General features: G+C 73.0%; 21 protein-coding genes, 1 tRNA gene and 1 other RNA gene. 11 read left to right on the top strand and 12 right to left on the bottom strand.

Annotated features, from left to right (window positions below):
- Window positions 1-48 precede the first annotated feature (48 nt).
- Together ASF37_RS07420 and ASF37_RS07415 are read right to left on the bottom strand one after the other, a co-directional pair.
- Window positions 49-906, bottom strand: coding sequence for a glucose 1-dehydrogenase (locus ASF37_RS07420; RefSeq protein WP_056579729.1), 858 nt, complete (start codon window positions 904-906; stop codon window positions 49-51).
- Window positions 903-1,532 carry a hypothetical protein gene (locus ASF37_RS07415; protein ID WP_156367950.1) on the bottom strand — a complete coding sequence of 210 codons (630 nt, stop codon included), beginning with the start codon at window positions 1,530-1,532 and terminating at the stop codon, window positions 903-905. Before ASF37_RS07415 ends, ASF37_RS07420 begins: the two co-directional genes overlap by 4 nt.
- 75 nt (window positions 1,533-1,607) lie before the next feature.
- On the opposite strand from ASF37_RS07415, the gene ASF37_RS07410 reads away from it, so the two are divergent.
- Both ASF37_RS07410 and ASF37_RS07405 read left to right on the top strand, forming a co-directional pair.
- Window positions 1,608-2,159 (top strand): hemerythrin domain-containing protein, encoded by a 552-nt coding sequence (locus ASF37_RS07410; protein WP_056557206.1) that lies wholly within the window; start codon window positions 1,608-1,610, stop codon window positions 2,157-2,159.
- A gap of 79 nt (window positions 2,160-2,238) precedes the next feature.
- The gene (locus ASF37_RS07405) at window positions 2,239-2,988 is read left to right on the top strand and encodes a GAF and ANTAR domain-containing protein (protein ID WP_056579727.1); all 750 of its coding nucleotides are present in this window, start codon (window positions 2,239-2,241) and stop codon (window positions 2,986-2,988) included.
- 3 nt (window positions 2,989-2,991) lie between these two features.
- Here ASF37_RS07405 and ASF37_RS07400 read toward each other — a convergent pair whose 3' ends face one another.
- Window positions 2,992-3,687, bottom strand: coding sequence for a GAF and ANTAR domain-containing protein (locus ASF37_RS07400; protein ID WP_055963082.1), 696 nt, complete (start codon window positions 3,685-3,687; stop codon window positions 2,992-2,994).
- A 106-nt stretch (window positions 3,688-3,793) separates the two neighbouring features.
- Between ASF37_RS07400 and ASF37_RS07395 the strand changes: the two genes are divergently transcribed.
- From ASF37_RS07395 to ASF37_RS07370, 6 genes are all read left to right on the top strand, one after another.
- Entirely contained in the window at window positions 3,794-5,107 is a 1,314-nt protein-coding gene (locus ASF37_RS07395) for a threonine/serine exporter ThrE family protein (protein ID WP_056579725.1), read from the top strand.
- 118 nt (window positions 5,108-5,225) lie between these two features.
- Window positions 5,226-6,383, top strand: coding sequence for an acyl-CoA dehydrogenase family protein (locus ASF37_RS07390; protein ID WP_055963076.1), 1,158 nt, complete (start codon window positions 5,226-5,228; stop codon window positions 6,381-6,383).
- Between the two features lie 7 nt (window positions 6,384-6,390).
- Window positions 6,391-7,506: an acyl-CoA dehydrogenase family protein gene (locus tag ASF37_RS07385; RefSeq protein ID WP_056579724.1), complete on the top strand. Its 1,116-nt coding sequence runs from the start codon at window positions 6,391-6,393 to the stop codon at window positions 7,504-7,506.
- Between the two features lie 189 nt (window positions 7,507-7,695).
- Entirely contained in the window at window positions 7,696-8,790 is a 1,095-nt protein-coding gene (locus tag ASF37_RS07380) for a sigma-E factor regulatory protein RseB domain-containing protein (protein ID WP_056579722.1), read from the top strand.
- The gene (locus ASF37_RS07375) at window positions 8,787-9,674 is read left to right on the top strand and encodes an ABC transporter ATP-binding protein (RefSeq protein WP_056579721.1); all 888 of its coding nucleotides are present in this window, start codon (window positions 8,787-8,789) and stop codon (window positions 9,672-9,674) included. Before ASF37_RS07380 ends, ASF37_RS07375 begins: the two co-directional genes overlap by 4 nt.
- Window positions 9,671-10,486, top strand: coding sequence for an ABC transporter permease (locus tag ASF37_RS07370; RefSeq protein ID WP_056573749.1), 816 nt, complete (start codon window positions 9,671-9,673; stop codon window positions 10,484-10,486). Before ASF37_RS07375 ends, ASF37_RS07370 begins: the two co-directional genes overlap by 4 nt.
- On the opposite strand, the gene ASF37_RS07365 is transcribed toward ASF37_RS07370, so the two are convergent.
- Window positions 10,476-11,261: a triacylglycerol lipase gene (locus ASF37_RS07365; protein WP_056573752.1), complete on the bottom strand. Its 786-nt coding sequence runs from the start codon at window positions 11,259-11,261 to the stop codon at window positions 10,476-10,478. The genes ASF37_RS07370 and ASF37_RS07365 overlap by 11 nt on opposite strands.
- Before the next feature lie 58 nt (window positions 11,262-11,319).
- Window positions 11,320-11,415, bottom strand: an RNA gene (gene ffs, locus ASF37_RS16825) — signal recognition particle sRNA small type.
- Between the two features lie 62 nt (window positions 11,416-11,477).
- Here ffs and ASF37_RS07360 point away from each other — a divergent pair.
- Window positions 11,478-11,562 (top strand) — tRNA-Ser (locus tag ASF37_RS07360).
- Window positions 11,563-11,812: 250 nt separating this feature from the next.
- Complete coding sequence (locus ASF37_RS07355) at window positions 11,813-12,370, top strand: dihydrofolate reductase family protein (RefSeq protein ID WP_056579719.1); 558 nt, start codon at window positions 11,813-11,815, stop codon at window positions 12,368-12,370.
- A 3-nt stretch (window positions 12,371-12,373) separates the two neighbouring features.
- On the opposite strand, the gene ASF37_RS07350 is transcribed toward ASF37_RS07355, so the two are convergent.
- Entirely contained in the window at window positions 12,374-13,210 is an 837-nt protein-coding gene (locus ASF37_RS07350; RefSeq protein WP_056556460.1) for a helix-turn-helix transcriptional regulator, read from the bottom strand.
- Window positions 13,211-13,330: 120 nt separating this feature from the next.
- Here ASF37_RS07350 and ASF37_RS07345 point away from each other — a divergent pair, with 120 nt between their 5' ends.
- Entirely contained in the window at window positions 13,331-14,269 is a 939-nt protein-coding gene (locus tag ASF37_RS07345; protein WP_056579717.1) for an SDR family oxidoreductase, read from the top strand.
- A gap of 15 nt (window positions 14,270-14,284) precedes the next feature.
- On the opposite strand, the gene ASF37_RS07340 is transcribed toward ASF37_RS07345, so the two are convergent.
- The 6 genes from ASF37_RS07340 to ASF37_RS07315 form a co-directional block, all read right to left on the bottom strand.
- The gene (locus tag ASF37_RS07340; protein ID WP_156364880.1) at window positions 14,285-14,617 is read right to left on the bottom strand and encodes an Lsr2 family protein; all 333 of its coding nucleotides are present in this window, start codon (window positions 14,615-14,617) and stop codon (window positions 14,285-14,287) included.
- A gap of 93 nt (window positions 14,618-14,710) precedes the next feature.
- Entirely contained in the window at window positions 14,711-15,466 is a 756-nt protein-coding gene (locus ASF37_RS07335) for a 2-phosphosulfolactate phosphatase (RefSeq protein WP_056579715.1), read from the bottom strand.
- Window positions 15,467-15,495: 29 nt separating this feature from the next.
- A complete protein-coding gene (locus tag ASF37_RS07330; RefSeq protein ID WP_056579713.1) occupies window positions 15,496-16,149 on the bottom strand; it encodes a hypothetical protein in 654 nt (217 codons plus the stop codon).
- A 22-nt stretch (window positions 16,150-16,171) separates the two neighbouring features.
- Window positions 16,172-16,978 carry an ECF transporter S component gene (locus ASF37_RS07325; RefSeq protein ID WP_055963035.1) on the bottom strand — a complete coding sequence of 269 codons (807 nt, stop codon included), beginning with the start codon at window positions 16,976-16,978 and terminating at the stop codon, window positions 16,172-16,174.
- A 139-nt stretch (window positions 16,979-17,117) separates the two neighbouring features.
- A complete protein-coding gene (locus ASF37_RS07320; RefSeq protein ID WP_056580516.1) occupies window positions 17,118-18,746 on the bottom strand; it encodes an ABC transporter ATP-binding protein in 1,629 nt (542 codons plus the stop codon).
- Window positions 18,730-19,875, bottom strand: a complete 1,146-nt coding sequence (locus ASF37_RS07315; protein WP_056556474.1) for an energy-coupling factor transporter transmembrane protein EcfT — start codon at window positions 19,873-19,875, stop codon at window positions 18,730-18,732. Before ASF37_RS07315 ends, ASF37_RS07320 begins: the two co-directional genes overlap by 17 nt.
- Window positions 19,876-19,888: the final 13 nt, after the last annotated feature.

The following is a 19,888-nucleotide window of genomic DNA, read 5'->3' as shown; positions in this document are numbered from 1 at the left end:
ACCTCCTGTCGTCGTCCGGTTCTCTCGTTCAATGGTGGCAGCGTCCCGTCAGAAGACGGGCTTGCCACCGGTCACGCCCAGCACCGTGCCGGACACGTATCTCGCGTCACGGTCCGACGCCAGGAACACGAAGGCGGGAGCCACCTCGGCCGGCTGGCCCGCGCGCCCCAGCGGGGTGTCGGATCCGAACTGCTCGATCTTCTCCGTCGGCTGGGTGGCGGGCTGCAGCGGCGTCCAGATGGGGCCGGGTGCCACCGCGTTCACGCGGATGCCGTCGGCCCCGAGCTCGGCGGCCAGGTTCACGGTCAGGTTGTTGAGCGCCGCCTTGGTGGAGGCGTAGTCCAGCAACGACGTCGACGGCTCGTAGGCCTGGATCGACGTGTTGTTGATGACGTTGCCCCCGCGCTCACGCAGGTGCGGCACTGCCGCACGGGTCAGCCAGAACGCGGCGTAGAGGTTGGTCTTCAGCACGCGGTCGAGATTCTCGTCGGTCAGCGCCTCGATGCCCTCCTCGCGCGCCATCTGGTAGCCGGCGTTGTTCACCAGCACGTCGAGACCGCCGAGCTCTCCGACGGTCTGGGCGACCACGTCGTCGCACGCCGCGCGGTCGCGCAGGTCGGCCTCGAGCGCCAGGACGCGGCGGCCCGCCTCGGCGACCAGGCGGCCGGTCTCGGCCGCGTCGTCGCCCTCGTCGGGCAGGTGCGTGAAGGCGACGTCGGCGCCCTCGCGGGCGTAGGCGATGGCGACGGCGCGGCCGATGCCGGAGTCTCCGCCCGTCACCAGGGCGACCTTGCCCTCCAGGCGGCCGTGGCCGACGTAGGACTCCTCGCCGTGGTCCGGCTGGGGGTCCATCGCCCCCGTGCTGCCGGGCGGGTCCTGCTGCTGGGCGGGGAAGCCGTCACTCATCGGATCCCCGTCTCGTCGGGGGCCGGCGTCGGCTCGAGGGGGACCTCGGGCACGTCGTCCGGATCGTCGGGCTCGATCGGCTGCACGTCGGGCTCGGCTCCCGGGTCGGATGCGGGGTCCGCGTCCGGCTGGGGTACGGCGAACGGGTCGTCAGGAGCGATGGTCATGGTGATTCCTTCCGTTGTCGTGCACACGTCGACGTTCGCGTGGATCGTCAGACCTTGCATCTCGGGCTCGTCCTCGAGGACCGCGCTCGCGCCGTCGGGCGTGGCGGGCTCCAGGACCATGAGCCGCAGACCCGGCGCGTCCTGCGCGGTCGTCCACGCCGCCACCCGGGAGATGGCGGCCAGGACGCCGGGAGCGGCCAGCTCCCCGCCCGCGCGACGAGCGTGGGCGTCGGGCCCCGTGGAGTACCGCAGCACCACGACGAAGCGGCGCTCCGCCACGCGGTGCCAGAGGGACTGCACCTCGGCGTCCGGCTCGACAGCGGCCGGCACCAGGCACAGCACGGCGTCCGTGGCGGGGTCGTCCTCGAGGTCCCGCAGGTGTGCCACGTCCTCGGCATGAGCGATGCTCAGCACCAGGGCCGATCGTCGGCCCTGTTCCAGTCCGATTCGGGTCGTCATGGGCGCGATGTACCCAGGACCGGGCGGGTCATGCGCCGACGTGCGCGACCGATCGCGCGTGCCTACGCTCGCGCCATGACCTCCTCCACCACCATCGACCTGGGCCGCCCCGTCTCGGGCGACGTCATCGAGCTGATCCTCGACGACCACCGCCGCTTCGAGGACCTGCTGCGCCAGCTGCGCAGCACCGCGTCGGACCGCGACGCCGTGCGTCAGGCGTTCTCGGCCTTGCACGTCGCCCACGCCGAGGCCGAGGAGCGCCACGTGTACCCGCAGCTCAAGAAGCGGCGGGCCGTGGACGCCCACGAGGCCGACCACGGCGAGCACGAGCACGCCGAGGGCAACGAGGCCCTGCTCGCGGTCATGGAGTGCGCCGCCACCGACACGCAGAAGTTCGACGACGCCGTCGAGGAGCTGACCCGGCTCGTCAGTCACCACCTCACGGAGGAGGAGCTGACGATCCTCAACCCGGCGCGCGAGGAGCTCGGTCCCGAGGTCCTCGCGAAGCTCGGCGAGGCCTTCGCGACCGAGCGCAACCAGCAGATCGACGCGGACTGCGGACGACTGGACAACCTCCGACGCATCGTCCGCGAGGCGCGGCGCGAGGGTCTCATCGACGAGGACTGACCCGGCGTGGGTCGGACCACACCGGTGTGGTTCGCTACCCCTCGGTTGAGCAGCAGCCGACGACCTCACGCACCAGGAGGTGGTCGCGCTGACCCGTTCTGCTCCACCCCCGTCGCCGTCCTCGCCCGAGGCCTCGGGCTCCACGACCGCCGGGCAAGGCCCCTCGGCGTCCTCGACCTTTCGCGTCCAGCCACCGCCCACCGAGTCGGTCGCGCACCGCATCGCCTCGCTCGCGCTCGCCGTGGTCCCGTGCGATGCCGCCGCCGTGACGGTGCCGTCGGCCTCGGGCCGACCGGCGCTCGCGGCGACGTCACCCCAGGCGATGCAGGCGCTCCGTCTCCCGGGAGGCCCAGGAGCCGGTTCCTCGCTCGCCGACGTCGGGCCCGTCGGCCACGTCCACGTCCGTGACACCGCCAGCGATCCGCGCTGGCGCGACTGGGGTCGCGACGTGGCGATGCTGGGCCAACGGTCGGTCGTCGTGGTGCCGTTGTCCAGCCGCAGCGGCGAGCCCGGCCGCCTCGACCTCTACGCCGAGGACCCCGACGCGTTCGACGACGAGGCGTGCCTGCGCGCCACCGAGCTGGGAGGACTCGCCTCGGTCGCGCTCGGCGTCGCCCACGATCGCGACGGGTTGCGCCGCGCCCTCGACGCGCGTGGCGACATCGGCATCGCCGTCGGCGTGCTCGTGGAGCGCTACGGACTGACGGTCGACGCCGCCTTCCAGGTGCTCGTCCGCCACTCGCAGCACCACAACGTCAAGCTTCGCGACGTCGCGCGTCGGCTGGTCGAGGAGGGCGACCTTCCGGACGAAGTGACGTCGCAGGCCTGACGCTCAGTCGATCCCGGGCAGGCTCCGCGTGTGGACCAGGTCGCGCGCCACCTGCGCCAGCTTCACGTTGTGGTGCTGCGAGTACCGCACGAGCACCGCGAAGGCCTGGTCGGCGTCGACGCCGAAGCGCTCCATGAGGATGCCCTCCGCCTGGCCGATCACGGTGCGACTGGCGAGGGCCTCCTGCAGCGACGCCCGTTCCTGCGACGAGGCGATGGCGATCGCGGCGTGGCTCGCGAGGTGACGCGCTGCCTCGCGGTCGGCCTCGTCGAACGCGTCGACCGAGGAGCCGTAGAGGTTCAGGGCACCGAGGCCGCGGTCGTCGAGGTTCAGCTGTACGCAGAACATCGCCCGCACACCGGCCTCGACCACCTCGGGACGCCAGCGCGGCCAGCGCTCGTCGCTCGTGAGGTCGGGGGCGTCGATCTCGTCGGCGTCCAGCGCATCGACGCACGGACCCTCGTGGAGCCGGTGCTGCAGGTCGTCGGCCCGCGCCACGAGCTCGCTGGTGGGGGCCACGGTCTCGATCCGGCCCCGCGCACGGACCAGCGAGACACCCGCGTCGGAGGCGCCGCGGACCAGCTCGAGCGCCAGCGACGTCAACCGCTCGGCGGTGCGCTCCGCGGTGGGCTGCGTCGCCAGCTCGCGGGCCATCGCCGCGAGCCGGTCGTCGAGCCCGTCGTCCACCTGTTCCGCCATGTGAGGATCCTCCTGGAGGGAGGATACCGAGGCGGGCCCCGGCCGGCCGCGTGAACGACCTGGCCACCCGCGCAGGGCCTCCGCACCACCCGGCACCATGGTGCTCATGACGGACTCCAAGGACGTGCAGCGCACGCTCGACCTCGCCCTGAGGATCGGCGAGATGCTGCTGTCCAACGGTGCGGGTGCGGCCGACGTGACCGCCACGATGGCCTCGGTGACCCATCACCTCGGACTGCGGCAGACCTTGGTCGACGTGACCTTCACGTCGCTCACGCTGAGCCACCAGGAGAGCGTGGACGACCTGCCGATCGTCATGCGCCGGCACGTGACCCACCGCGAGGTCGACTACGCCGACCTGACCGCCGTCGACCTGCTCGTCAACGCGCTGCTCACCGGCGAGATCGACCGCGAGGAGGCCGCGTCGCGCGTTGCTCGGATCGCCTCCACCGGCCACCCCCGGCCGCGTTGGGCGATCACCGCCAGCTGGGGCCTCACCGGTGCGGGCGTGGCTCTCCTGCTGGGCGGCGACTGGATCGTGCTCGCCGTGGCCGGTGTCGCCGGCGCCGCGATCGAGGTCCTGCAGCGACGGATCGAACGTCTGCGGCTGCCCTTCTTCTACTCCCAGGTGGCCGGAGCGCTCCTGGCCACGCTCATCGCGGTGGCCGTGGCCGCGACGCCCGCCGAGGTCAACCCGTCCCTGGTCGTGACGGCGGCGATCATCATGCTGCTCGCCGGACTCGGCTTCATCGGTGCGATCCAGGACGCGCTCACCGGCTTCTCGATCACCGCCAACGCCCGGATCATGGAGGTGATGATCGCGACCGTCGGCATCATCGTCGGCGTCTCCGCCGGTCTGCAGGTCGGCGAGTGGCTGGGGGTCGACTTCGCCCTGGACCCGGGGGCGTCCGGACTCTCGCAGCTGCCCCAGGTGATGGCGGGGGCCGGCGTGACCGCCGCGGCCTTCGCCCTCTCGGCCTACTCGCCCAAGCGCATCGTGGTGCCCATCGGTCTGCTCGCCGCCGTCACGTCGGGCGCCTACGCCGCACTCACCCAGGCCGACGTCGGCCGGCCGGCCGCCGCGGGCGTGGCCGCGTTCGCCGTCGGCTTCGTGGGCTACTCCGTGGCCCGCCGGTTCCGGGTGCCGCCGCTCGTGGTGGTCGTCTCGTGCATCGTGCCGCTGCTGCCGGGTCTGTCCATCTTCCGGGCCCTGTCGCTGCTGGCGGGCGAGAACCTGCTCGGCCTGCTCTGGATGATCACCGCCGGCGGCGTCGCCGTGGCGCTCGCGTCCGGTGTGCTGCTCGGCCAGTACGTAGCCCAGCCGCTCGGGCGGGAGGCGCGTCGGCTCGAGCGTCGACTGGCCGGACCCCGCCTCGTCGGGCCCCTGCGCGCTGCCGCCGCGCGCCGTCAGAAGGACTGAGCGAGCCCGGCCCGGGGGCCGTCGTTCGTCGAGCCGTGGGACCCGGCACCTGGCAGGGTGTCGGGTGCAGCGCGTATCGTGACGATTAAGCAAGCGCTTACCCACCCGGAGAGTCCCCATGAAGCTTCGTCTGTCCGAGGAGGACGCCGCATTCCGCGAGGAGATGCGCACGTTCTTCACCACCCAGGTCCCGCAGCACATCCGCGACACCGTCGCCGCCCGGCGCGAGCTCAGCAAGGAGCAGATCGTCGAGGCGCAGCAGACGCTGAACGCCGCCGGTCTCGCCGTGCCGAACTGGCCCGTCGAGTGGGGCGGCAAGGACTGGACCCCGCTGCAGCGCCACATCTGGCACGAGGAGATGCAGCTGGCCTGCGTCCCCACGCCGCTGGCGTTCAACGCGTCGATGGTCGGCCCGGTCATCGCGGCCTTCGGCTCCCAGGAGATCAAGGAGCGGTTCCTCCCGGCCACCGCCAACCTCGACATCTGGTGGTCGCAGGGCTTCTCCGAGCCCGACGCCGGCTCCGACCTCGCCTCGCTGCGCACCACGGCCCGTCGTGAAGGCGACGAGTACGTCGTCAACGGGCAGAAGACGTGGACCACGCTCGGCCAGTACGGCGACTGGATCTTCACGCTCGTGCGTACCGATCCCGACGCCCCCAAGAAGCAGCAGGGCATCTCGTTCCTGCTCATCGACATGACGTCGCCCGGCCTGACCGTGCGTCCCATCGAGCTCATCGACGGCGGCCACGAGGTCAACGAGGTCTTCTTCGAGGACGTGCGCGTGCCGGCCGAGAACCTCGTCGGCGAGGAGAACCGCGGCTGGGACTACGCCAAGTTCCTGCTCGGCAACGAGCGCGTCGGCGTGGCACCCGTCGGCTCCACGAAGCGCTGGCTGGCCGCGGCGAAGGAGATCGCCGGCGACCGCCTCGACTCCGACCTGCTGCTCGCCACCCGCGTCGCGGACCTGGAGAACGAGCTGCTCGCCCTCGAGCTCACGGCGCTGCGCGTCGTGGCCCACTCCGCCGACGGCAAGCCGCACCCGGCGTCGTCGGTGCTCAAGCTGCGCGGCACCGAGCTGCAGCAGGCCGTCACCGAGCTCTACGTCGACCTCGCCGGCCCGCTCTCGCTCGCGTCCGGCGCCGGAGACGGCTCCGACGTGCCCGACTGGGCCCGCGTCAGCACCCCGCAGTACCTCAACTTCCGGAAGGCGTCGATCTACGGCGGCTCCAACGAGGTGCAGCGTCAGATCATCGCCAAGACCATCCTGGGACTGTGAGGCAGCCATGGACTTCACCCTCGACTCCGAGCAGACCGCCCTGCGTGACGCGGTGCGCGGTCTGCTGAGCAAGACCTACGACTCGTCGGAGACCCGCCGCGAGGTCACCAAGACCGACCCCGGGTTCTCCGAGAAGACCTGGCAGCAGCTCGCCGAGCTCGGTGCCCTCGGACTGCCGTTCTCCGAGGAGGACGGCGGCTTCGGCGCCGGACCCGTGGAGGTCGCGATCGTGGCCGAGGAGATCGGACGCGTGCTCGCGCCCGAGCCGTACCTCGAGACGATCCTGGCCGCCGGCCTGGTGGCCGACCTCGGCTCGGCCGAGCAGCGCGCCGACGTCATCGGCCGCGTGGCCGAGGGCGCCCTGGTGCTCTCCTTCGCCCACCACGACGTCGGCGACGCCGTCGTGGCAGCCGAGTCCGACGGCACCTGGACGCTCACGGGCGTCAAGGAGCCGGTGCTGCACGGCGAGCGCGCCGACCTGCTGGTCGTCACGGCCCGCACCGACGCCGGCGTCGGCGTGTTCCTCGTCGACCCCTCGGCCGGTGGCGTGGACCGGATCGGCTACCGCACGCACGACGGCGGTCGCGCGGCGCGCGTCGCGCTCGACGGTGCCACGGCCACGCCCCTGGGCGACCCGGCCGCGGACGTCTCCGACGTCGTGGCCCGGAACGTCGCCCGTGGGCAGATCGCCCTGAGCCACGAGGCCGTGGGTGCCATGGACGTGGCCCTGCGGACCACGACGGAGTACCTCAAGACGCGCAAGCAGTTCGGCGTCCCGCTCAACACGTTCCAGGCGCTCACGTTCCGCGCGGCCGACCTGTACGTGTCGGCCGAGCTGGTCCGCAGCACCGTCACGTGGGCCACGCTCGTGCTCCAGGACGACCCGGACCGGGTCCTCGAGGCAGCAGCACGTGCCAAGCTGCAGGTCTCGCGCGCCGGCCGCCACATCGGCCAGGAGGCGATCCAGCTGCACGGCGGCATCGGCATGACCGCGGAGTACTCCGTCGGCCACTACACGAGCCGTCTGACCGCGATCGACCACACGCTCGGCGACGGCTCGGAGCACCTGCTCACGCTGGCCCGCTCGGTGGCCGACCACGGCGTCGTCGACCCCATCGGCTGACGGGCGGAGCGCGGCTCGTACCCACGGTCCAGCCGCACGTGGCGCAGATCCTTTTCCGGCGCCGCGTGCGGCTGTCGTGCGTCGGGGGCCGCCCGTGGCCGCAGCGCGCCACCGACGCACTCGACGGCCCCGGGATCCACCCAGCTCCACCCGGCGAGGCGGGGTCCCACCTCGTACCGTGGTCAGGAGATGAAGCCCTCCGCCCGACGCTGGCTGCTCGTGGCACTGGCGTCGGCCCTGCTGGCCGCGGCGCCGGTGCTCCCCCGCCTGCTCCCGGCCGAGGCCTCCGACGTCTCGGCGGACCGACTGCTCGAGCGGGTCGTCGCGTCACGCGACCTGGGGTGGTCGGGCGAGGTGCGCACCCGCGGCTCGCTGCAGATCCCCGAGACCGACTCGTTCGCCGGGGTCGCCGACCTGCTGGGTGACACCAGCACCCTGCGCGTCTGGTGGCGGTCGGACGAGCAGTGGCGCGTCGACCGCGTCCGCGCGAGTGGCGAGACCGACCTGGTGCGCGAGGGTAACCTGCTCACCACCTGGCGCTTCGAGTCCGAGCGCGCCACCTCGTCCCCGTACGCCACCGTCCGCCTGCCCGACGCCTCCGACCTCGTGCCGTCACAGCTGGCCCGGCGCCTGCTCGCCGGGGCCGACGCCGCCGAGCTGTCCCGCCTGCCGGAACGACGCGTGGCGGGGCGGTCGGCGCCCGGCCTGAGGCTGGAGCCGGCCGACGAGCAGTCGACCATCGCGCACGTCGACGTCTGGGCGGACGCCGAGACCGGTCTGGCGCTGCGCGTCGACGTGGTCGGCACCGCCTCGGACCTGCCCGTGGTGTCCACCGCCGTCACCCGGTTCGACCCGTCGACCCCCGATCCCGGCACGACCACGTTCACCGCTCCCCCGGGCGCCCGCGTGGGCTTTCGCGACGCGATCGACGTCGCGGCGGGCGCCAACGCCTTCGCACCGTTCGTGCTCCCCGAGGCAGTCGCCGGGCTCGAGCGCCGCGGCGACCCCGACGAGCTCGGAGCCGTCGGCGTCTACGGCCGTGGGCCCACCGCCCTCGTGGCGGTGCCGCTCCGCCGCGGTCTCGCCGGCCAGGTGCGCGAGCAGCTGAGCGCCTCGTCGGCCGTGCGCACCGACGTCGGCACCTCCCTGGAGATCGGGCCGCTGTCCGTGCTGCTCACCGAGGGTGGCCGTGGTCGGGGCACCTTCCTGCTGGCCGGGACCGTGACGCCCGAGGTGCTTGCGGACGCCGCGGCCGAGCTGGGCGATCAGGTGGGGCGGCGATGATCAGGACCCGAGCGCTGACGAAGCGGTACCGCGGCGTGCCGGCGGTCGACGGCATCGACCTCGACGTGCGAGAGGGCGACGTCTACGGGTTCCTCGGGGCCAACGGCTCCGGCAAGACCACGACGGTGCGGATGCTGCTGGGCCTCGTCCTGCCCACCTCCGGGGAGGCCGAGGTGCTCGGCGAGGCGATGCCTGCGTCGGCCGCGTCGGTCCTCCCGCGCGTCGGCGCCCTGGTGGAGGGACCCGGCGCCTACCCGCACCTGTCGGGACGCAGGAACCTCGCCACCTTCGACGCCGCCGGGCCCGACGCGCGGCGACGTGGACGGTCCGGTCGCATCGGGGAGGTGCTCGAGCAGGTGGGGCTGGACCCCGCCGACCGTCGGCCCGTGCGTGCGTACTCGCTCGGCATGCGCCAACGCCTCGGCCTGGCCGGTGCGCTGCTGCGTCGGCCGCGGCTGCTGGTGCTCGACGAGCCCACCAACGGACTCGACCCGCAAGGGATCCGGGAGATCCGCCAGCTCCTGCTGTCGCTCAATCGCGACGGCACCACGATCTTCCTGTCCAGCCACCTCATGAGCGAGATCGAGCAGATGTGCACCCGCGTGGGGGTGCTCGACCGCGGCCGACTGGTGCTGCAGGACCAGCTGGAGACGCTCCTGGCCCCGAGCGAGCGCGTCGTGGTGGGCACCCGCGACGTCGCGCGTGCCCTCGCTCTGCTGGGCGAGGCCGTGGAGTCGTCCGTCGGAGAGCGCCTGGTGGTGGTGTCCGACGACCCGGCCCGGGTGAACGCACGTCTCGTGTCCGCCGGCGTCCGCGTCGACTCCGTGGGGCCGTTGCGCGTCAGCCTGGAGGACGTCGTGCTGCGCGCGAGCGAGGCGTCATGATCCGGGTGGAGCTGGCCGCGATGCTGCGGCGCCGACGCACCTGGGTGGTCATCGCGATGTTGAACGCCCTGCCCGCGCTCGTGGCGGTGCTGCTCGCGACCACGCAGCTGGGACCCCGTCCCGGCACCGGGCCACCGTTCCTCTCCGCCGTCCTGAGCGACGGCACGCTCTTCCCCCTTGCTGCCCTGGGCATCGTGCTCCCGCTGTTCCTGCCGGTCGCGGTGGCGGTCGTGGCCGGTGACGCCATCGCCGGCGAGTCGCAGACGGGCACGCTGCGCTACCTGCTCGTCCGCCCCGTGGGCCGCACCAGGCTGCTGGTGGCGAAGCTGGTGAGCGTCGTGGCCTTCGTGCTCGTGGCCGTGCTGGTCGTGGCGGTCGTCGCCTACGTCCTCGGACGGCTGCTGCTCGGCGACGGAGATCCCAGCGGCACGGTCACCAGCGTCTCCGGCTCCACGCTCAGCCAGGCGGAGATGATCCAGCGGACGGTCCTGGCGCTCGGCTACGTGACGTGGATGATGCTGGGCGTGGCCGCGCTCGCGCTGCTGCTCTCCACGATCGTGGAGTCCGGGCTGACCGCCGCGCTCGGGACGGTGGCGGTGCTCATCGGCTCGACGGTGCTCCTCGGGCTCGAGGCCGCCGACGTGCTGCAGCCGTACCTGCCGACCCGGTACTGGCTGGCGTTCGTCGACCTGTTCCGCGACCCCATCCGGTGGACCGAGGTGGTGCGAGGCGTCGCCGCTCAGGCCGCCTACCTCGTGGTGTTCCTCGGGGCGGCCTGGGCCAACTTCGGCAGCAAGGACGTCAACAGCTGACGTCGGTCGGCGCGCGGGCGGCGTCCCGACCGAGCACCGAGGCCACCGTCGCGAGCACCGCGGCGTCACCGGGAAGCGCGCGGTGCGGGGTCGTCGAGCCGGGGCACAGCCGTTGCACCCGCAGGTTGAGAGCGCCGTCGAGCATCGCGGAGTCCGTGGGGACGACCACCCGGTCGGCGTCGGACCGCAGTGCGACCCACTCGGGTCCGTCCGGCGTCTCGTCACCGGCGTTCAGGCCACGCAGCAGGTCGCTGTCGGGCACGAGCTGCTCGCACGCGGTGGGGCAGCTGCCCGCGATCTCGACCGCCAGCGCGGCGACGTCGGTGCCGTGGTGGGGCGAGCCGATCGTCAGCACCCGTCGAGCCACGTCCGCCCCGCCCTGGTCGCGCACCCACAACCGGGCCACGACACCGCCTGCGGAGTAGCCGACGACGTCGACCGAGTCCGCGCCCGTGCGCTCGAGGGCCGCTTCCACCGAGCGGCCGAGTGCGGCCGCCTGGGCGCGCAGGTCTCCCCTGCCGTCGCCCTCGGGCTCGAGCACCTCGACGTCGCGGCCGGCCGACCGGAGCGCGTCGCGCAGGGGATCGAGGGACGCCACGCGTCCGCCGTACCCGGAGACCAGCAGCACGGGCCCGAGCTCATCCTGCGACGCGGGATCCGTGGCGTCGAGCGTGCGGACGACCCCGATGCCGACGGCGACCAGCACCACGGCCACGAGCAGCGCCGCCCCCGCCAGCAGGGTGCGCCGCCGCTGCGGCGCGAGGTCGTCGAGCACGACCCCATCCTCGCCGACGACCCCTGAACATGGCGCGGGCGCGAGGAAGCTCCTGGAACGTGAGGACCCCTCGCGCACCCGCTAGAGCCCACTGACCCTTGCTGCCTTCCGGCCCTGGGGGATTGGGTGAGATAGCGCCACGCGAGGGGCTGCGGCCAGCATACGGGGGCCGACCCGGTGGGTTCCAAGCGGGATGCGGCGGGTACGCTCGTCGGCGGAGGATTCGCATAGTGGCCTAGTGCGCTCGCTTGGAAAGCGGGTTGAGTGAAAGCTCTCAGGGGTTCGAATCCCCTATCCTCCGCAGAGATCGTGAGCCCCTCGGCACCTCAGTGCTGAGGGGCTCCGTCGTTCTCGAACACGCCGAGGGCTCACGGACTCCGCATCCGGCGTGGCGATTCGAGGAGGAGAGGAGCGAGCGACGAAGTCCCTACCTCCACGGGTGCCTTCCTCCAGAGGGAGCGTCCCGCTCCGCCGCGCGGCGGAGCGGACGCCTGCTCACGACCCACAGGTGCGATAGCGTCGCTCTTCCACACAGGAACAAGGAGGCACTCGTGCGTCGCGTCGTGCTGTACCAGCTGCTCTCGCTCGACGGCGTCGCCGAGGAGCCGGGCGACTGGATGTTCGAGGCCGGCCCGGAGATCTTCGACAACCTGGCCGCTGTGATCGAGCGTCAGGACACGGTCCTCCTGGGCCGAGGTACCTACGACTACTGGTGCGACTACTGGCCCACGAGCGACGTGCAGCCCTTCGCCGACTTCATCAACGGGACCGAGAAGCACGTCGTCACCTCCACGCCCCTGACGGGGTCGTGGCAGAACTCGACGGCGGTGCACACCGACGCCGCCGACCACGTTCGCTCGCTCGCCGCACAGGACGGCGGCGACATCGGCATCCACGGCAGCATCGGTCTGGCCCAGTCGCTGCTCGCGGCCGGTCTCGTCGACGAGCTACAGCTCGTGGTGGTGCCGACGGTGGCCGGACGCGGGAGGCGTCTGCTCGAGCCGGGTTCGCCGACCCGACGACTCGCCCTCGTCCGCTCCGAGCGGTCCTCCTCCGGCGACCTCCTGATCACCTACGTCTTCCGACCGGACGACTCGACGCCGTCCTGACCATCAGCCCGCCGCGCTCCCCACGACCGACAGCAGCTGCAGCCGCTCGTGGCTCTCGCTGCCGGGGACCGCGGTGTAGACGAGCAGGGAGTGCGCCTGCCGCGGGTCCTGGAGGATCTGGCAGCTCAGCTCGAGACGGCCCACCGTCGGGTGGTCGTACCGCTTGAGCTCGTGCGGCATGATCCCGACCTGGTGCTCGTCCCACAGCGCCCGAAACTCCTCGTTCTCGGCCGCCAACGCAGCGGCGAGGCGCGCCGCCTTCGACGTCGGCCCGCGCCGGGCCATGATGCCGCGCAAGCCGGAGACGTACATCCGGGAGAAGTGCTCGTGGTCCTCGGGCGGGTGGAGGTCCCGCGCCCCGGGGACGGTGAACCAGCGGTAGCCGATGCTGCGCTCCGGCCCGCTGAACCGCCGCAGGTCGCCGACGAGCGCGACACCGAGCGGGGTCTGGCGCAGGGTCTCGCCGAGCTCGGTCACGATCTCCGCCGGGGTGTCGACGAGCCGGTCGAGGATCCGCAGCATCCCCGGGCTCACGTGGTCGCTCTCGGCTCCGCGCTCCGGCGGCCGGTGCCCGGCGAGGTGGAACAGGTGGTCGCGCTCGTCGAGTGACAGGTGCAGGCCCTGGGCGATGGCCGCGACCATCTGCTCCGACGGCTGTGGTCCGCGCTCCTGCTCCAGCCGGGTGTAGTAGTCGGCCGACATGTGGCACAGCACCGCCACCTCCTCGCGGCGCAGCCCCGACGTCCGCCGTCGCTGCCCGCGCGGCAGGCCCACGTCCTCCGGCTGCAGCGCCTCGCGGCGCACGCGGAGGAAGTCCGACAGCCCGGTCCGATCGATCATGGCTCCATCGTGCCCCGTGGCGGTCCGCGCATCCACGGATCGTCGGACCCTGGATCCGGTCGGGGTCGTGCCGAAGGCTGGAGCCAGCGGCACGTGCCGCCCCCATCGTCAGGAGACACCGTGGCACCCAGGACCTACGACATCGCCGTCCCCGACCTCACCGGTCGGCGCGCGGTCATCACCGGCGCGAGCGACGGGATCGGGCTCGTCATCGCCCGGACGCTCGCCGCCGCCGGAGCCGACGTGGTCCTGCCCGTCCGGAACCGCACGAAGGGAGAGGCGGCCGTGCGGACGATCCGCGGGCGGCACCCGGGGGCTCGCCTGACCCTCCACGACCTCGACCTCTCGTCGCTTGCGTCGGTCGAGGCCTTCGCCGCCACGATGCGTGCGGAGGGCGAGCCGATCCACCTGCTCGTCAACAACGCAGGCGTCATGACGCCGCCGGAGCGCCAGACCACGCAGGACGGCTTCGAGCTCCAGCTCGGCACCAACCACCTCGCTCACGTCGCGCTCACCGCCCACCTGCTCCCGCTCCTCGTGGACGGCGGGGCACGGGTGACGTCGCAGGTCAGCGTGGCGGCCAGGAGCGGCGTCATCAACTGGGACGACCCCGGGTTCGAGCGCGCCTACGACGGCATGCGCGCGTACCGGCAGTCCAAGATCGCCCTGGGTCTCTTCGGCCTCGAGCTCGACCGCCGGAGCCGGGTCGAGGGCTGGGGCATCACGAGCAACCTCTCCCACCCGGGCGTGGCGCCGACCAGCCTGCTGGCGGCCCGGCCCGAGGTGGGTCGGTCCGGCGACACGCTCAGCGTGCGGGTCATCCGTCGACTCTCGGCCCTGGGGGTGCTCGTCGGCACTCCCGAGAGCGCGGCGCTGCCGGCGGTGCTCGCGGCGACCGCGCCGGACCCGGCGCCCTTCTACGGTCCGCAGGGCCTCGGGGGCACCGGTGGCGCCCCGGGTCCGGTGGATCTCTGGAAGCCTCTCAGCGACCTCGGCGACGCCACGCGTGCGTGGGACCTTTCCGAGGATCTCGCCGGAGTGGTGTTCGCGCGGGGATGAGTCGTCGGGCTCGGCTCAGTTCGCGGACTGGTAGGCCTCGATGAGCGACGACGGGACGCGGCCACGGGCCGGGACGTCCAGGCCCTGCTCCTGCGCCCAGGCTCGCACGGCCTTGGCGTCGACGCCGGAACCGCCGCCCGAGGAGGAGGTCCGGGTGGTGCGACCGGCGGCGCGGCGGCCGACGGCGATGTAGGGAGCCACGGCGTCGGCGAAGGCCTGACGCTCGGACTCGGTGAGGTCGACCTGGTAGCCCACTCCGTCGAACGTGAACGACACCGTCGGTGCCGGGGTGTCGATCTCGTCGCCACTCAGGTCGGAGTAGAACTTTTCCACGGTCTTTTTCGCCATGCCGGAACCATATCGCCCACCACCCGATAATGCGGGCATTTCCCGAGAGCATTCAGGACCAAAGTCATGAATAGTTTCGGAATGCGCCGACTTTCACGGGGCGGCGACGAAACCGCGGTCGCTCAGCACCGGCACGACGCTGCTGGCCCCGACTTCGGCCGCCACGCCGACGTCGTCGGACCAACCTGCCGCGACGAGCTCCTGACCACTCGCGCAGGCCCTCAGGTGGGCGGCCTCGCGTCCCTGCACGAGCCGGTACGCGTCGGCCGCGGCGGCAGCCTCCGGCGACAGGCCCGGCCACTCGAAGTCCTCGAGGGCCGCGAGCACCGCACCGGCACCCCACAGGTCCTCGAGTGCGGGTCGCAGCGAGCCGTCGCTCCACCGTTCCCCTGCGGCGACCACGGCCACGACCGTGTCGTCGGCGTCGTGCTCCCGCGCGATCCAGGCCGCGACGGCAGCCGCGTTGCGCAGGCTCGCGCCCACCACCGTGGTGGCCGAGCCCGCGAGTGCGTGCGCCACGGCCGACCCGTTCGGTGACGGCAGCACCAGTCGACCCGGCAGCGGGACCCGCAGCAGCCGCGCCGGCGAGAGCGTGGGCTCGTCCGGGCCCGCCGAGGCCCGGTCGGCGGCCAGCACCGCGCCGGTCTGCGCCGCGACCTCGGCCGCGTCGGCGCGACCGGTCGGGTAAGGCACCACGACGCTGCCGCGTTCCACCGCCACCCCCAGCGCCGTGGTGAACGACAGCACGTCGACGACGACGGCGACGTCGGCTCCGTCGGAGATCGCGCGGCCGCCGACCGGACCCCAGTCGAAGCGGACCGTGTGGCCCGGCTGGTGAGTCGTGAGCATGGGCCCAGTGTGCCGGGCAGCGGGAACCGTCAGGGCCGACGGCGGCGTGCCAGGACCACGGCGCCGACCACGAGGACGCCGAGCACGAGGACGAAGACGATGATCTCGACCCACCCGATCGCGTACCCGGTGGAGGTGGCCACGTCGTCGGCCTCGCCCGGGGTCGCGACCAGCTCGGCCTCGGCGCGGGTCTGCTGCGTGCTCGGCGTCTCGACCGTCACGTCCTCCCCGTCCGCGAGCAGCTGGTACCGCAGGGCGAGGAACTCACCGGGCACGACGTCGTGGTCGCGCACGCCGGTCTGGGCGTACGACCACTCGCCGCCCTCGTCGGCGGTGAGGAAGGCCCAGTACCCGTCGCCGGAGAGCGAGGCGCCGCACGTCTCCTGGGCCGCGTCGGGCCGACCGTCGATCCGGCAGACGAAGGGTGCGGACCCCTGCGTCTCCTCGACGTCGAGACCAGCCGCCTGGAGAGCGTCGTAGGCAGTGGCGTCGCCGGCGAGGTCCGTGGCGCAGCGGACGAGCTGATCACCGTCGAGCGTCGTGGGCTCGACCACGACCACGACGTCGTCGGACCCGCACTCGCCCTCGGCGGCCGCCTGCGCAGCGGACGGAGCGGCTACCAGGGCAGCGGCGCAGACGACGACGGACAGCAGGTGGTGAGCGTGGCGGAGCATGTCGTCCATCGTCACAGACGACGAGCCCGCCTCAGGGCTGCGGGACCGGTTCGGCCGTGCGGCCATACCGAGCACGCCGGGCCGCCCGGCGCAGGGTCACCAGCACGGCGGGTCCCAGCGTGGCCACCAGCAGCGCGTTGGTGACCGCGCGGCCCGTGTCCCAGCCCCAGGTCGACGTGACGAGGTTGAAGACCAGGAAGCGGTGCAGGTTCTCCAGGATCGGCGCACCCGGCACGAGCTGCAGCGTCTCGTCGGCCCCGGGGGCGGCGATGCCGAGCTGGAACGGCCACGACGACAGGTTCATCAGCATGCCGAACAGGTACGCCACGACCACGGCGTAGACCACGAGCATCGCGATCTCCGCCCGTCCCGTGACCCGCCGCGGCAGCAGACCCGCACCCAGTCCGATCCACGCGGCGCACATCATCTGGAACGGCAGCCACGGCCCCACGCCCGACGTGAGCAGGGCCGACGCGAACAACGAGGTGCAGCCCAGCACGAAGCCGAACCCGGGCCCGAACACCCGCCCGGCGAGGACGAGCACGAAGAACACCGTCTCGATGCCGGCCGTCCCGGCTCCCAGGGGTCTCAGTGCCGCGTTCACCGCCGTCAGCACGCCGAGCATCGCCAGCGCCTTGGCGTCCATGCCGCCCTCGGTGAGCTCGGCCACCACCACCATGACGACGATCGGCAGGAGCGCCATGAACAGGAACGGCTGGTCGACCCGCTCCGCCCCCGCGGTCGGCTCGATGAACAACGGCCACAGGAACATGACCAGGCCCGCGAGCGACGCGACGCCGAGCACGAGCGCCGAGCGCAGGCCCAGCCGCGCCGTCATCGTCGACCCCTGTCCCGGGCCGACGCGTGGCCGCACCCATCGGTGGATCCGCAACCGCAGCCGCGGCGCTGGGGTTGAGGATCCACCGATGCGGGGCCCCGTGCGGTCCTGAGGTTGAGGATCCACCGATGGGGGGAGGTCATGGGAGGGCTCCCTCGACGTCGGCGACGGTGAGCCAGTCCGACCCCAGGACCTTGGAGACCTGGGGGGCGAAGGCGGGCGACTCGGCCAGGACCTTGGACACGCCTCCGGCCGAGACCACCTCGCCCTCGGCGAGGACGACGACCGCGTCGGCCACCTGGGCGACGAACTCCACGTCGTGGGTCGACACCACGACGCCGCGACCCTCGGCCGCCTGGGCGTGCAGGATCGCCGCCAGCTGCGCCTTCGCGGCGTAGTCGAGGCCGCGCGTCGGCTCGTCGAGCAGCAGCACGCGGGGCGACGTCGTGAGCACGATGGCCAGCACGAGGGCGAGCCGCTGGCCCTCGGACAGGTCGCGAGGATGGTGGGCTCCGGCGATGCCCGGCGCGAGCCGGTCGAGCAGTCCGCGGCAGCGCCCCGGCTCGGCGTCCGCGTGGGTGTCGGCCGCCGCGCACTCGTCGTCGACGGTCTCGAGGTACAGCAGGTCCGACGCGGTCTGGGGCACGAGTCCCACCAGCGCACGGGCGGCCGCCGGCGACAGGCCGGCCGGGTCGAGCCCGTCGGCCCCGACGGCCACGGAGCCGCTCGCGCGCTTGAGACCGCCCTGCAGCGCCCACAGCAGCGACGACTTGCCCGACCCGTTCCGGCCCATGAGCGCGACCACCTGGCCGGGGTCGACCGTCAGGTCCACGCCGCTGACCGCGCGGTGCCGGCGGTAGTCGACCGAGATGTCGCGCGCCCGCAGCACCGGGGGCCCCGTCTGGGCCGATGCGGTCTGGGCCGACGCCGTCCGGGCCGGCGCGCCCGTGAGCCGAGAGCGCAGGTCGCCGGCCCGACGCCGAGCGTCGCGGACGGTGAGCGGAAGCGGCTCCCACCCGACGAGCCTGCCCAGCTCCACCAGTGGCGGCGCGACGGGACTCTCGCGCAGCAGGTCGGCCGGCTCGCCGTCGCGCACCCGACCACCCTCGACCACGACGAGGCGGTCGGCGAAGGGGATCACCCGCTCCATCCGGTGCTCGGCCACCACCACCCCGAGCCCGACGTCGGCCACGAGCCGGGCGACCGTGGCCAGCACGTCCTCGGCAGCCGTGGGGTCGAGCGCCGACGTCGGCTCGTCGAGCACCAGCATCCTGGGGTGCATCGTGAGCACGGCGCCGATCGCGACCCGCTGCTGCTGGCCGCCCGACAGCGTGCGCAGCGCACGACGTCGGAGGTCGGCGATGCCCAGCAGGTCGAGCGTCTCCTCCACCCGACGCCGCATGGTCTGCGGGTCGAGCCCGAGCTGCTCCATGCCGTAGGCCAGCTCGTCCTCCACGACGTCGCTCACGAAGCCCGACAGCGGGTCCTGCGGGACGTACCCGACGAGGTGCGCCAGCTCGCGCGGTGGCGTGCCGACGATGGACGTGCCGTCCACGCGCACGTCGCCCTCGAGCAGGCCGCCGCTGAAGTGCGGGACGAGGCCGTTGAACAGGCCGAGCAGCGTCGACTTGCCCGACCCCGTGCGTCCGCACACCAGGTGCAGCTCGCCGTCGGGCAGCACCAGGCCGACGTCGCGCAGGGTCGGCTCCGCCGTCCCGGTCCCTGCGGCGTCGTCGTAGGAGAAGGTCACGTCACGCAGCTCGAGCACGGTCCACCTCCTCGGCGTCGCGCCCCGGGCCACCGGCACGGTCGGCACCGCCGGCGACGTCGGGCGCCGGAGGTGGGGTCAGGAAGGCCGGGAGCACACCCACCAGCAGCACGAGCACGAGCGGGACGCCGATGGTGGGCCACCGCTCGAGGTCGGGGACCACCACGTACGGGTCGAGGTCGAAGGCGCGGTCGACCCCGACGGCGACCACGACGCCGCACAGCGCCGTGAGGACCTCGGGCCGACGCCACCGGTCGGGCCGGTAGCGGGTGCGCTGCACGCGCCGGCCGGCCGACCACAGCGCAGCGGCGGCGAGCAGGACCCCGAGCACGAGCACCGGCCCGGCGAGCAGACGGGGCGCGGTTCCGTCGAGGTAGGCGTACGCGCCGACGCAGAGCGCGCCGAGCCCGGTGAGCATGAGCACCCCGGTCAGGAGCCGCTCCCGCGGGGTCGCCGTGCCCGACCGCCCGTAGCCGCGCGCGTCCATCCCGGCCGCCAGGGTCATCGACCGCTCCAGGGCGTCCTCCAGCACCGGCACGACCACGCGCCGGAGCCGGCCGACTCCCTTGCCGGCGTCGCCCCGCAGTCGACGCGCACGGTTGACCCGCTGCACGCTCTCGGCGAGCTGCGGGAAGACCGACAGGGCCACGACCACGGCGGTGCCGACCTCGTAGAACGCGGGGGGCACGGCGGCGAGGAGGCGACGAGGGTTCGCCAGGGAGTTCGCGGCTCCCACGCACAGGATGATCACGGCCAGCCGCATGCCGTCGTAGAGCGCACCGAGCAGCGCCGTCGACGTCACGTCGCCCAGGAGCTGGATGCCGCGGGCCGCGTCGGGCAGCGGGATCTCGGGCAGGTGCAGCACGATCGTGTCGCCCTCGAGCGCACCTCCGCCGAACAGGATCCGGTACACGACCCGCAGCACCACGACGAACAGCGCGAAGTACACGTAGAACCGGAACGACATCGCCCACGGCGCCTCGCTGCGACGGGCCATCACCACCAGGACCACCACCGCCGCGATCAACGCGAGCACCAGCGGGTTGAGGGTGAACGACGCCGCCGCGGCGAGACCGAGCGCCCAGAGCCACCAGGCTCCGGGATGCAGGTCACGGGCGGGAGCGGTCATCGCCGTTCCGCGG

It is taken from the genome of Aeromicrobium sp. Leaf289, assembly GCF_001423335.1.
Lineage (GTDB): Bacteria > Actinomycetota > Actinomycetes > Propionibacteriales > Nocardioidaceae > Aeromicrobium.
The sequence above is the reverse complement of the archived record's forward strand: the minus strand, read 5'-3'. Positions and strand labels throughout refer to the sequence as shown.